General features: G+C 58.7%; 12 protein-coding genes. 3 read left to right on the forward strand and 9 right to left on the reverse strand.

The window, feature by feature from the left end:
- Positions 1 to 19: 19 nt before the first annotated feature.
- The 9 genes from msrQ to mrcB form a co-directional block, all read right to left on the reverse strand.
- Entirely contained in the window at positions 20 to 640 is a 621-nt protein-coding gene (msrQ, locus tag DBR46_RS20935) for a protein-methionine-sulfoxide reductase heme-binding subunit MsrQ (protein ID WP_124527728.1), read from the reverse strand.
- Positions 640 to 1,653, reverse strand: a complete 1,014-nt coding sequence (msrP, locus tag DBR46_RS20940; RefSeq protein WP_124527729.1) for a protein-methionine-sulfoxide reductase catalytic subunit MsrP — start codon at positions 1,651 to 1,653, stop codon at positions 640 to 642. The genes msrQ and msrP overlap by 1 nt, the downstream gene beginning before the upstream one ends.
- A gap of 63 nt (positions 1,654 to 1,716) precedes the next feature.
- The gene (pssA, locus tag DBR46_RS20945; RefSeq protein WP_124527730.1) at positions 1,717 to 2,574 is read right to left on the reverse strand and encodes a CDP-diacylglycerol--serine O-phosphatidyltransferase; all 858 of its coding nucleotides are present in this window, start codon (positions 2,572 to 2,574) and stop codon (positions 1,717 to 1,719) included.
- A 145-nt stretch (positions 2,575 to 2,719) separates the two neighbouring features.
- A complete protein-coding gene (ilvC, locus tag DBR46_RS20950; protein WP_099584822.1) occupies positions 2,720 to 3,736 on the reverse strand; it encodes a ketol-acid reductoisomerase in 1,017 nt (338 codons plus the stop codon).
- Between the two features lie 47 nt (positions 3,737 to 3,783).
- A complete protein-coding gene (gene ilvN / locus DBR46_RS20955; RefSeq protein WP_003176102.1) occupies positions 3,784 to 4,275 on the reverse strand; it encodes an acetolactate synthase small subunit in 492 nt (163 codons plus the stop codon).
- Between the two features lie 2 nt (positions 4,276 to 4,277).
- Complete coding sequence (locus DBR46_RS20960; protein ID WP_124527731.1) at positions 4,278 to 6,002, reverse strand: acetolactate synthase 3 large subunit; 1,725 nt, start codon at positions 6,000 to 6,002, stop codon at positions 4,278 to 4,280.
- Between the two features lie 431 nt (positions 6,003 to 6,433).
- Positions 6,434 to 6,763, reverse strand: a complete 330-nt coding sequence (locus tag DBR46_RS20965) for a YqcC family protein (protein WP_124527732.1) — start codon at positions 6,761 to 6,763, stop codon at positions 6,434 to 6,436.
- Positions 6,763 to 7,497, reverse strand: a complete 735-nt coding sequence (locus DBR46_RS20970; protein WP_124527733.1) for a M48 family metallopeptidase — start codon at positions 7,495 to 7,497, stop codon at positions 6,763 to 6,765. The genes DBR46_RS20965 and DBR46_RS20970 overlap by 1 nt, the downstream gene beginning before the upstream one ends.
- A 16-nt stretch (positions 7,498 to 7,513) precedes the next feature.
- Entirely contained in the window at positions 7,514 to 9,838 is a 2,325-nt protein-coding gene (gene mrcB, locus DBR46_RS20975) for a penicillin-binding protein 1B (protein ID WP_124527734.1), read from the reverse strand.
- A 118-nt stretch (positions 9,839 to 9,956) separates the two neighbouring features.
- On the opposite strand from mrcB, the gene DBR46_RS20980 reads away from it, so the two are divergent.
- The 3 genes from DBR46_RS20980 to DBR46_RS20990 all read left to right on the forward strand — a co-directional run bounded on the left by DBR46_RS20980 (position 9,957) and on the right by DBR46_RS20990 (position 12,424).
- Complete coding sequence (locus tag DBR46_RS20980) at positions 9,957 to 11,513, forward strand: bifunctional aminoglycoside phosphotransferase/ATP-binding protein (protein ID WP_124527735.1); 1,557 nt, start codon at positions 9,957 to 9,959, stop codon at positions 11,511 to 11,513.
- Positions 11,514 to 11,606: 93 nt separating this feature from the next.
- Positions 11,607 to 11,951, forward strand: a complete 345-nt coding sequence (locus DBR46_RS20985; RefSeq protein WP_124527736.1) for a pentapeptide repeat-containing protein — start codon at positions 11,607 to 11,609, stop codon at positions 11,949 to 11,951.
- Between the two features lie 200 nt (positions 11,952 to 12,151).
- Entirely contained in the window at positions 12,152 to 12,424 is a 273-nt protein-coding gene (locus tag DBR46_RS20990) for a TfoX/Sxy family protein (RefSeq protein WP_010562703.1), read from the forward strand.
- Positions 12,425 to 12,586: the final 162 nt, after the last annotated feature.

The raw sequence follows: 12,586 nt of genomic DNA on the forward strand, positions 1-12,586 counted from the left end.
ATCTGCCGTCAACCGTTAATTACGCTTTTGTTGCAGAAGGTGCTTTTTTAGCAATAAGACGTGGTATTCGGCGCATCACTGGCGGAATCCGCAAGACCAAAAGCAGCGCACCTATAGAAGCATAGACAACCCACTCCTTCAGATCGGCTCGCACGATCCACAACATATGCAGCAAGCCCAGCCCGAGAATCACGTAAACCAGACGATGCAATTTCTTCCACCGGCTGCCCAAACGTCGCTGGCTATAGCGATTTGAAGTCACTGCCAACACCAAAAGCGACAAGAAGCCCAACGCCCCCACAATAATGTAAGGCCGCTTGCGCAGCTCAACCCCCAGCTGCGACCAATCAAGCCCAAGGACAAACACGCAATAAGCCACCAAATGCAGCACTACATAAGTAAAGCACCACAAGCCCAACTGCCGGCGCACAGCTATCCACCCTGCCCAACCGCTGAGTTTCTGCAGCGGTGTCATTCCAAGGGTAATCAGCAAAAGGATCAACGTTCCGAGACCAAGTCGATCCACCAGCACTTTGCCTGGATCAGGCCCGAGAACAGAGCTCCACGCTTCGTATAGCCAGAATAGCGGCCACACTGCCACCGCGATAAAGACGCCGAGGCGCCAGATCGGATAGCGCATCAGTAGTTCTTCCGCAAATCTAGACCGGTATAAAGAGAGGCAACCTCATCCGAGTAGCCATTGAACATCTGCGTCTCACGCACATTGGGACTGAACAACCCACTCGGCAGGCGCCGCTCCCGCGCCTGCGTCCAACGCGGATGATCAACCGTGGGGTTCACATTCGCGTAGAACCCATACTCATCCGCCGCAATACTCTGCCAGGTGGTTTTCGGCTGCTCACTGACCAGGCTGATGCGCACGATGGACTTCACGCTTTTAAAGCCATACTTCCATGGCACCACCAAACGCAACGGTGCGCCGTTCTGGTTAGGCAATTCACGCCCGTACATGCCAACGGCAAGAATCGCCAAAGGGTTCATCGCCTCGTCCAGGCGTAACCCTTCTATATAAGGCCAGTCGATCAGACCAAAGCTTGAACGCTGGCCCGGCATGCTCTTCGGATCCTGGAGCGTTTCAAAGCGAATGTACTTGGCCTTCGAGGTCGGCTCGACCTGCTTGAGCAAAGCCGAGATCGGGAAGCCGATCCAGGGGATGACCATCGACCAGGCCTCGACACAGCGCAAACGGTAGATCCGCTCTTCCAACTGATAAGGTTTCATGAAGTCTTCCAGGGCATAGCGCCCCGGCTTCGCAACCTCACCATCAATCACAACACTCCACGGCTCGGTCTTGAGCGACCCCGCATTCGTCGCCGGATCGCCTTTGCCGGTACCGAACTCATAGAAGTTGTTGTAGTGGGTTGCATCCTTGAAGGGCGTTATTGCTTCGTCTTTTACCGTCACCGCCTGCCATTGGGTATCAGGCAGTTTCTCGGCAAACCAACTCGGTGCCTTGCCCGGTTCAACATCGGCGTAACGCGAAGCATCATCCGCACTGGCCCAACGCGGCAAGCTGCTGGCAGCGATACCGGCAAGCGCACCACCGAGCAAGCTGCGGCGAGAGAAATAGAAGGATTCAGGCGTGACATCCGATTCGTGGCAATCGGACGCTTTTGGCAATTTGATTAACATGGCAACTCCGCAGCATTGGAGAACTGATGCACCAATAGACTGCGGAGTATGGGGGAAATTACATTAAGGCAATGTTTTGTCCCGACGCAGATGCAACAAGTACTGAACCGGGCCCGAAGCGGCGTAGACCAGGAACGCCAGCAGCAGAATCCGCGGCGGATCACTGAAGACCACTGCAAACACCAGCACAACGGCCAGGATTGCCACAAAAGGCACGCGCCCCTTGAGGTCCAGCTCCTTGAAGCTGTTGTACTTGATATTGCTGACCATCAACATGCCGGCCGCCGCAACCATCAAGGCCACCAGGAACGACATCTTCGAACCCTGGATGCCATAGTCACTGAACGCCCAGACGATCCCCGCCACCACACCCGCTGCAGCAGGGCTGGCCAGACCGATGAAGTAACGCTTGTCAGCGGTCCCCACCTGGGTATTGAAACGCGCCAGACGCAAAGCCGCCCCCGCAACATAGATAAAGGCGACCATCCAGCCGACTTTGCCCATATCACCCAGCGCCCAGGCAAATGCCAGCAACGCAGGCGCAACACCAAAGGCAACCATGTCAGACAGCGAGTCGTACTCTGCACCGAATGCACTTTGGGTATTGGTCATGCGCGCCACACGCCCATCAAGGCCGTCGAGCACCATGGCAACAAAGATTGCGATGGCAGCAAAACCGAAATATTTGCTGGCACTGACTGCATCACCCGCCGCCAGCGCACTTTGGGCGCTCATGGAGTTGATGATGGAATAGAACCCGGCAAACAGGTTCGCCGTGGTGAACAGGTTGGGCAGCAGATAGATGCCACGATGCCGGACCTTGCGGCCTTCCGCGTCATGCCCTTCTTCGACATGCTCATCGATCGGTAGCAGGCTTTCGGCGTCAGAAGCCTGGTTTGGCTCTTCGGGACGTTCGCTCATGGACTTTACCTTGCAACGGTGTGAAAAAAATTCGACTGATACTTGCGGCGAGTGTTCGCCCGCAAACGATGCAGCTTTATACCAGAACCTGCTCCCCAAACGAAAAAACGCGGCCTAAGCCGCGTTTTCCCTTGATGCGTGCGACTTAGTTTTTGGCTTTGTCGACGATCTTGTTGGCACCGATCCACGGCATCATGGAGCGCAGTTGCTCGCCGATGACTTCGATACCGTGAGCGGCGTTGTTACGACGCTTGGCGGTCATCGAAGGGTAGCCGGTAGCGCCTTCGGTGATGAACATTTTGGCGTATTCGCCGTCCTGAATACGTTTCAGGGCGTTGCGCATGGCCTGACGGGACTCGGCGTTGATCACTTCCGGGCCAGTCACGTACTCGCCGTATTCGGCGTTGTTGGAGATCGAGTAGTTCATGTTGGCGATACCGCCTTCGTACATGAGGTCAACGATCAGCTTCAGTTCGTGCAGGCATTCGAAGTAGGCCATTTCTGGCGCGTAGCCAGCTTCAACCAGGGTTTCGAAGCCGGCCTTCACCAGCTCAACGGTACCGCCGCACAGAACGGCTTGTTCGCCGAACAGGTCGGTTTCAGTCTCGTCCTTGAAGGTGGTTTCGATGATGCCGGTACGACCGCCACCAACGCCAGCAGCGTAGGACAGCGCAACGTTCTTGGCGTTGCCCGAAGCGTCCTGGTAGATCGCGATCAGGTCAGGGATGCCGCCGCCTTTGACGAACTCGGAACGCACGGTGTGGCCCGGTGCTTTCGGCGCGATCATGATCACGTCGAGGTCGGCACGCGGCACAACCTGGTTGTAGTGGATCGCGAAGCCATGGGAGAAGGCCAGGGTGGCGCCCTTCTTGATGTTCGGCTCGATTTCGTTCTTGTACAGCGCGGACTGGAACTCGTCCGGGGTCAGGATCATGACCAGGTCGGCAGCAGCAACAGCGGAAGCAACGTCAGTCACTTTCAGGCCGTGGGCTTCAGCCTTGGCAACAGTGGCCGAGCCTTTGCGCAGGCCAACGGTCACGTCAACGCCGGAGTCTTTCAGGTTGCACGCTTGAGCGTGACCCTGGGAGCCGTAGCCGATGATGGCGACTTTCTTGCCCTGGATGATCGACAGGTCACAATCTTTTTCGTAATAAACTTTCATGAGGTTCCTCTATATATCCAGGCCGTAAGGCCATTCACTAATTTGGGTTAGATGCTGAGTACTTTGTCGCCACGGGCAATCCCGGTGACACCACTGCGTACCGTTTCCAGAATCGAGGCCGTCCCGATCGACTGGATGAAGCTGTCCAGCTTGTCGCTTGTACCGGTCAACTGAACGGTATAAACGCTGGCGCTCACATCGACGATCTGCCCGCGATAAATATCGGTAGTGCGCTTGATCTCGGCACGTTGGGCACCCGTGGCCTTGACTTTAACCAGCATCAGCTCGCGCTCAATGTGGGCACTTTCCGACAGGTCGACCAGCTTGACCACTTCGATCAGCTTGTTGAGGTTCTTGGTGATCTGCTCGATCACCTCATCGTGGCCTACGGTGGTCAACGTCAGGCGCGACAGGGTCGGGTCTTCGGTCGGGGCCACGGTCAGGCTTTCGATGTTGTAGTTGCGTTGCGAAAACAGACCGACAACACGAGACAGAGCGCCGGGTTCGTTCTCCAGAAGCAGGGAGATAATATGCCGCATGATTAAGTACGCTCCGTCTTGTTCAGCCACATGTCGCGCATAGAGCCGTCTTTGATCTGCATCGGGTAGACGTGCTCGCTGGTATCCACCTTGATATCGATGAACACCAGGCGGTCCTTCATGGCGAACGCTTCTTCCATCTTCGGCTTCAGATCTTTCAGATCGGTGATGCGAATGCCGACGTGGCCATAGGCTTCAACCAATTTGACGAAATCTGGCAGCGACTCCATGTAGGAGTGGGAGTGACGGCTGTTGTAGCTCATGTCCTGCCACTGGCGAACCATGCCCAGTACGCCGTTGTTCAGGCAGACGATCTTCACCGGAAGGCCGTACTGCAAGCAGGTCGACAGTTCCTGGATGTTCATCTGGATGCTGCCTTCACCGGTGACACAGGCAACGTCAGTGTCCGGGAAGCTCAGCTTCACACCCATGGCCGCCGGGAAACCAAAGCCCATCGTGCCCAGGCCACCGGAGTTGATCCAGCGGTTTGGCTTGTCGAACTTGTAGTACTGCGCGGCGAACATCTGGTGCTGGCCCACGTCGGAGGTCACAAAGGCGTCGCCCTTGGTCACTTCGCACAGGGTTTCGATCACGGTTTGTGGCTTGATGACGCTGCCGTCACCCTTGTCATAAGGGAACAGGCCGCGGTCACCGCGCCATTCGTCGATCTGCTTCCACCAGCTGGCAACGGATTCCTTGTTCGGCGTCTCGCCGATGTCCTTCAGTGCAGCGACCATTTCGGTCAGCACACTTTCCACAGGACCTACGATAGGCACGTCAGCCTTGATGGTCTTGGAGATGGACGCCGGGTCGATGTCGATGTGGATGATCTTGGCATTCGGGCAGAACTTGCTCGGGCCGTTGATCACGCGGTCATCGAACCGTGCACCGACTGCCAGGATCACGTCAGCGTGGTGCATGGTCAGGTTGGCGGTATAGCTGCCGTGCATGCCCAGCATGCCGACGAACTGACGGTCGGTGCCCGGGTATGCGCCAAGGCCCATCAGGGTGTTGGTCACTGGCAAGTTGAGCAACTTGGCCAGTTCGGTCAACGGTGCGGAACCGCCACCCAGAATCACGCCACCGCCCGAGTACAGCACAGGGCGCTTGGCCGCCAGGAGCATTTCTGCAGCCTTGCGGATTTGCCCCGAGTGCCCACGAACGGCCGGGCTGTAGGAACGCAGCTTGGCTTTCTTCGGGAAAACGTATTCGAATTTTTCCGCTGGGTTGGTCATGTCCTTAGGGATATCGACCACCACTGGGCCCGGGCGACCGGACTGCGCGAGGTAGAACGCCTTTTTCATGACTTCCGGGATTTCCGAGGCATGCTTGATCATGAAGCTGTGTTTCACGATCGGCCGGGAGATACCGATCATGTCGGTTTCCTGGAATGCGTCGGTACCCACCATGGTGCTTGGCACCTGGCCGGAAATGATCACCATCGGGATGGAGTCCATATACGCAGTCGCGATGCCAGTAATGGCATTGGTTGCGCCTGGGCCGGACGTTACCAGTACCACACCGGCTTTACCGGTGGCACGGGCATAACCGTCAGCCATATGGGTCGCGGCCTGTTCGTGGCGGACCAGGATGTGATTAACAGCCGGTTCCTTGAACAGCGCGTCGTAGACATGCAGCAGAGCACCACCTGGGTACCCGTAGATATAGTCGACGCCTTCGTCACGCAAAAAGCGGACGAGCATCTCACCACCAGATAAAAGCTCCACGTTGTTCACCTCTAAAACGCCAGAATACCGTCCGTTGAAAACCGACGGGTCTTAATAGGTTTACTTCTCAACAGAGCATGAGCGACGGTGGTCGCCGACTACGTCAGCACTGACTGAGCAAGTATTGGGATCGTCCCAAGTGTTGCGGGCTTTTCCCACCCAGCGCGAGGTAACGCGTTGCGGGTGTAACAGGTCGGCGCGGATGTGCGCCTCATGATCTGCTGAGCGGGCCTGCTTCTGGCAGTCCCGATACAGCGGACTTTGGATTCTTCTGTTTCAGGCCGTTCAAGTCAAGCAATAATTGCGCTTTTTTCCAACTAAGCGCATGAGAACGCAGAAGAAAGGGCTTTGAGGAGGGATAAAACTCGCCTGAATGTCGTCAAGCGGTAGAAATGTGCGCAAGACTGCCGGAAAACCCGGCAGTCAGGCAATTAACGAGCGTCGACGATCAATTGATCGAACTTTTTCAGCGCGTTACGCAAGCCAAGGCTCTCTCGCGGGCGGTCGGCATAGACCATTTCCGCCATCTCCAAGATGCCCGACGCATTCGGCAACGGCAGATCCTGTTCGAGGATCTGCTTCATGCGCGCCAGGAAGATCCATTGCAACCACTGGTGAAAGTCCAGGGTATCGACCGAAAAGGGCTCGACGCTGCTAAGGGCCTCGACGCCGGGGGACACCTCGTCCCACCAGCCCTGCACGCGCAATTCGCGTTCAATCAGCAACAATTGCTCGGCAATCGCAGGAAAACGTACATCCATCAGTAGGTAACCTTGCCTTTTTGCCGTGCCTGAGCGGCACCGGCGGCATCGCCTTGGGCGGCACGCGCATCACCGATCAGTGCCCAGAGGTTGGCTTGCAGGTCGGGACGACCGTTGGCCAGCGTCAGGCCGCGACGGGCGAACTGTTCGGCTTGCGGCGCATCACCCTGGGCCATGCGCACCTGGGCCAGGCGATACAACACTTGCGGCTCACGAGGAGCAACACGCTGGGCGCGCTCCAGACTTGACGACGCACCGTTCAGGTCGCCACCAGCCTGCTGTTGCTGGGCAGTGGTCAGTAGCGCCAATACCGGACCGTCCAGTTGCTCGTCAGCCGACAGGCCACCGGAATTGGAGGACGACGGAATGCCGCTCGGCGTCGATGGCATGTTGTAGGTGCCTTGGCTGATCGGCGCCGTTTGAATCGGCGTGGCATCGATCGGGCCGGACGTACTTGGCCCCGGCGTCCACGGCTCGGCGCTGATCGGCGCGGCGGTAGCAGCACCGCCACCCGGCACCATCACCACCACGCCCGAGTCCTGCGGCACTGCCTGAGGGCGGGCCTGAGCAGGACGATTCGTCACGGTCTGCCGGAAGCCGCCATTGGCCGAGATACGGTCGTTGTTGGACACCGCAGTGCTCGAATCCACCACAGGGATGGAACCGCGCTGCACGCTGGAGCAACCACCGAGCAAAGCCAGAGTTGTAATAGCTGGAAACAACCACTTGTTCACGTGAAACCCTCTTTGCTTAATTCATCCAGCCCTTGACCCAATCCATCACCGAATCCGCATCAGCAGGGGCATTGCCACCGCACGCGGCGCCGGGTGGTGGCTCGCTGCCGCGAATATACGGCATCTGTACCGCGCCCGGGCAGTTGGCATCGGAGCCCTGTCCCGTGTGCGGATCAATCCAGGCCTGCACGATGTTGTCCGGCTGCGGCATGTTCAGCGGCAGCGGGTCGGCCTTGCGCATGAAACTGGTCCAGACCTGCAGCGCACCGGTCGCCCCGGTGAACGGGGTCTTGCCGTTGTCATCACGGCCCATCCACACCACCGCCAGCACGTCCTGACCGAAGCCGGCGAACCAACTGTCGCGCGAGTCGTTACTGGTACCGGTCTTGCCTGCCAGTGTCAGGTTCGATGGCAGCACCTTATAGACCGAGGCACCGGTGCCTTCACGCATCACACGCTGCATGGCGTTCTGGATCAGGTAGATGGAGCCTGCATCGAAACGCTGCTGAATCTGGAACGGATAACGCTTGAGCGGCTCACCTTCGGCGGTCAGCACGCTACGAATCCCACGCATCGGAGTATTGAAACCACCGTTGGCCAGAGTCTGGTACATGGTCGCGACTTCCATCGGCGTCATCGCGCCGGCCCCCAGCAGGATCGACGGGAAAGCTGGGAATTCACGGGTGATGCCCAGGCGAGCCAGGGTTTTCAACACATTCGGCACGCCCACTTCCAGCCCGAGGCGCGAAGTGGAGATGTTGTAGGAATGCGCCAGCCCCTGATACAGGAACACCGTACCGTGGGAACGACGATCGAAGTTCTGCGGCGTCCACACCTGGCCATCGCCACCCTTGACCGACAGCGGATCATCCGACAGCCAACTGGTCAGGGTGTATTTGCTCGGTTTTTCCAGCGCCGTGAGGTAGACCGCCGGCTTGACCAGCGAACCAATCGGCCGCACCGCATCCAGTGCACGGTTGAAGCCGGCAAAACTGGCCTGGCGACTGCCGACCATTGCCTGGACCTCACCGGTCTCCGGGTTGGTCACGACCATGGCCGCTTCGACTTCATCCGCGCCTTTACGGCCGGTCATGCGCTTGAAGGTGTCGTTGACCGACGCTTCGGCTTTCATCTGCAGGATCGGATCGAAGCTGGTGAAGATCCGCAGGCCTTCTTCGGTCAAGTCTTCATCGCGGTAGTCTTCGCGCAGTTGGCGCTTGACCAGGTCGATAAAGCCCGGGAATGAACTGTCGGCCAGCTTGCCGCGCGTGGTGACACCCAACGGCATCTTCTTCGCCGCCGCCACTTGTTCAGCGGTGGCAACGCCCTGCTGTTCCAGCACATCCAGCACCAGGTTGCGGCGCTCCAGCGCACGCTCCGGGTTGCGCCGCGGGTTGTAGTAGGACGGGCCCTTGACCATGCCGACCAACAACGCGACCTGATGCAACTTGAGTTCGGACAGCGGCTGGCCAAAGAAGAACTGGCTGGCCAAGCCGAAACCGTGCACCGCGCGCTGGCCGTCCTGGCCGACGAAGACCTCATTGAGGTACGCCTCGAGGATCTCCTGCTTGCTGTAGTGCAGTTCCAGCAGCATCGCCATCATGGCTTCGGTGAGCTTGCGGGTCAGGCTGCGTTCGTTGGTCAGGTAGAAGTTCTTGACCAATTGTTGCGTCAGCGTACTGCCGCCCTGGGTCATCTTGCCGCCGGAGGTGTTCACCCAGACGGCGCGGGCAATCGATTTCGGCGAGACACCCCAGTGGCTGTAGAAATCGCGGTCTTCCACGGCGACGAGGGTTTCGAGCAGGTAAGGAGGCACCTGATCGAGCTTGATCAGGATGCGATCTTCAAGGTTCTTCGGGTAAATACCGCCGATCATCAGCGGTTCCAGGCGCACCACCGGCAGCTTCGAGCCGTTGAGGGACGCCAGCTCAGCCACGTAGTCGCCAGAGAAGCGCACGCGCACCGGCTGGGCTTTTTCCAGGCCTTCATAGAACTGGAAGCCACGGGTGTTCAAATCAACGGTATTGCCGCTGACCGCCGCTGCGCCCGGCCCGTTGCTCACAGGCTCGCGGCGATAGCCCAGCGCGTCGAGCTCGGTGAGGAAGTCATCCTTGCTTAGCTTCTGGCCAGTGAACAATTCCAGCGGGCGTGCATACACCTTGGCCGGAATGGTCCAGCGCTTGCCGGAGAACTTCTCCTGCACCACGGCGTCGAGGTACACCGCAAAGCCGGCAAGTACCACAAGGCCCACCAGGCTGAGCTTGAGCGCCCAGCCCAGCCACGGGCGCAGGCCGCGGGAAGGAGGTTTTTTACGGGAACGGGGAGATCGGGTTCGAGTCATGGCGGCGGATTATACGCACTTTGTTGATGTTCAACATGAGCCGGACAGCGGTTTGCATGGCAGGCGTCAGCAGCCATAATGCCCGCCATGATTTCCCCCAGTCTTTGAAGGATCGCCCGTGAGCCAGTCCCTGATCGCAGCCCTGCAAAACCCGGCTTTGTACCCTCATCCGGTTGAAGCGTTCCAAGTTATCGAGACCCACATTTCCTGGGTCGTGCTCACCGGTCCCTACGCCTACAAGCTGAAGAAACCGATGAACTTCGGTTTCCTGGACTTCACGTCCCTGGAGGATCGCGGCCACTTCTGCCGCGAAGAGCTGCGTCTCAACGCGCGCCTGACCGAAGATTTGTATCTTGAAGTGTTGCCGATCACCGGCACTGCCGAAGCCCCGCAACTGGGAGGCGAAGGCCCGGCCATCGAGTACGCGCTGAAAATGCGCCAGTTCCCGCAAAGCCAGTTGCTCAGCACCCTGCAAGCCAACGGCGAACTGACCGCCGCGCACATCGATGAGATGGCCAAGCAGATCGCACATTTCCACCTCACCGCGCCGAAAATCCCGCAGGACCACCCGGCCGGCACCCCAGATGAACTCATGGCGCCGGTGCGCCAGAACTTCGACCAGATCCGCCCGTTCCTCAGCGACAAGGCGGACCTGACGCAACTGGACGCCCTGCAGGCCTGGGCCGAAAGCAGCTTCGAGCGCCTCAAGCCGCTGTTTGCCCAGCGCAAGCTGGAGGGTTTCACCCGTGAATGCCACGGCGACATCCACCTGGGTAACGCCACCCTGATCGACGACCAGGTCGTGATCTTCGACTGCATCGAATTCAACGAACCCTTCCGCTTCACCGACGTTTACGCCGACATCGGCTTCCTGGCGATGGACTTGGAAGACCGTGGCCTCAAATCCCTGGCGCGCCGTTTCATCAGCCAGTACCTGGAGCTGACGGGCGACTACCAAGGCCTGGAAGTCCTGAACTTCTATAAAGCCTACCGCGCCCTGGTACGCGCCAAGATCGCGCTGTTCAGCATGCCCGGCGACGCGAGCCCAGTGCAACGCGCCACCAGCCTGCGCCAATACCGCAACTACGCCAACCTGGCCGAAAGCTACAGCACCATCCCGTCGCGCTTCCTGGCGATCACCCACGGTGTTTCTGCCGTCGGCAAAAGCCAGGTGTCCATGCGCCTGGTAGAAGCACTGGGTGCCGTGCGCCTGCGTTCGGATGTGGAGCGCAAGCGCCTGTTCGGCGAGCAGCAGGTGGAAAACACGCCACAGGCCGGCATCTATGCGGCCGACGCCAGCGCCGCGACTTACGCGCGCTTGAATGAGCTCGCCGCGACCGTGCTGCACGCTGGCTTCCCAGTCGTGCTGGATGCCACCTTCCTCAAACGCACGCAACGCGAAGCCGCGGCCAAGGTTGCCGAAGCCACGGGCGCGCCCTTCCTGATCCTGGATTGCAACGCGCCACGGGCCGTTATCGAGAGCTGGTTGGCACAACGTCAAGCGGATAAAAACGACCCTTCCGACGCCACATTGGCAGTTATCGACGAACAGGAGGCTAATCGCGACCCGCTGACCGCCGAGGAACTGCTCCTGAGCAAGCGCGTCGAGACCAACGAAAGCGGAACGTTGGACGCCTTGGTGGCGCACATCCGCCAGCGCCTGCCAGGCCTGTAAGAAATAATTCTTGGCCGTGTCACCGACTTTGGGCGCACGGCCGAGCAATAGTGGCACTATAATGGCGTCATAAATCCAACAGGAGTCGTCGTCATGAGTCAGCCCAAGCTTCTTGATACCCCGCTCTATTCGCTCCTGCACAAAGACGATATCCGCGGTTTCAACCAGGAACGCCCGAAAGACGGCACCATCGACATGCGCGGTGGCGACTTCCGAGGGCTGGATCTACGCGACCTGAACGCTACCGGCGTGGATTTCACCGACGCCTACTTCCGCTCTACCGACTTGCGCGGCCTGGACTTGCGCAACTGCTCATTGGAAGGCGCCAGCCTGGCGCATGCACAAATCTCGGGCACCTACTTCCCGCCTGAACTGACCGCCGATGAGATCCTCATGTCGGTCAATTTCGGTACGCGCCTGCGCTATCGCACCAAGTAAATTCTTGCATAAAAATCCCGGAGCACACCCGTGCGCCGGGGCTTACGCCTGCCTGGCAAAAAATCCTCGCATCATTCTTATAAGCTTTTAGGCCGCTTCCGGCCAAAGAACCACGCTTTTCCTACTGAGCGCTACACTCCTGTTCAGGCTTGCCTGGTCACGATACCCACCGAACCATTCGGCCGTCGCAAGGAGGCTTGATGAACGATGAGCTGCAACACCTGAAAAACCTCGGCAAGACGTCAGCACAGTGGCTGCATGCGGTGGGCATCCACAGTGCGTCCGACTTGCGTCGCCTGGGTGCGGTCGATGCCTACCGAGCGGTGCGGACTCGCGGGTTCCGGGCATCGAAAGTACTGCTGTATGCAATCGAAGGGGCATTGATGGATGTTCACTGGAACGATATTCCAGCCGAACGCAAGGAGGCATTGAACCGTCAATTGGATGCTATCTCGGCGCGCCAGAAGAATTAGCTCGCTAACCAGGCCCAGTATTTACGGGAGTTCCGAACAGGTGTTTGAGAAAAGCCGAGATGAGTGCAAAAACAAATGTTGACTCTCAAATGAGAATCGTTATGATTATCACAACTGGTCGCGAGATCAGCCGATAACTGAAAGACCATTGGTTCGGACTCT

It is taken from the genome of Pseudomonas sp. KBW05 (genome assembly GCF_003852405.1).
GTDB lineage: Bacteria > Pseudomonadota > Gammaproteobacteria > Pseudomonadales > Pseudomonadaceae > Aquipseudomonas.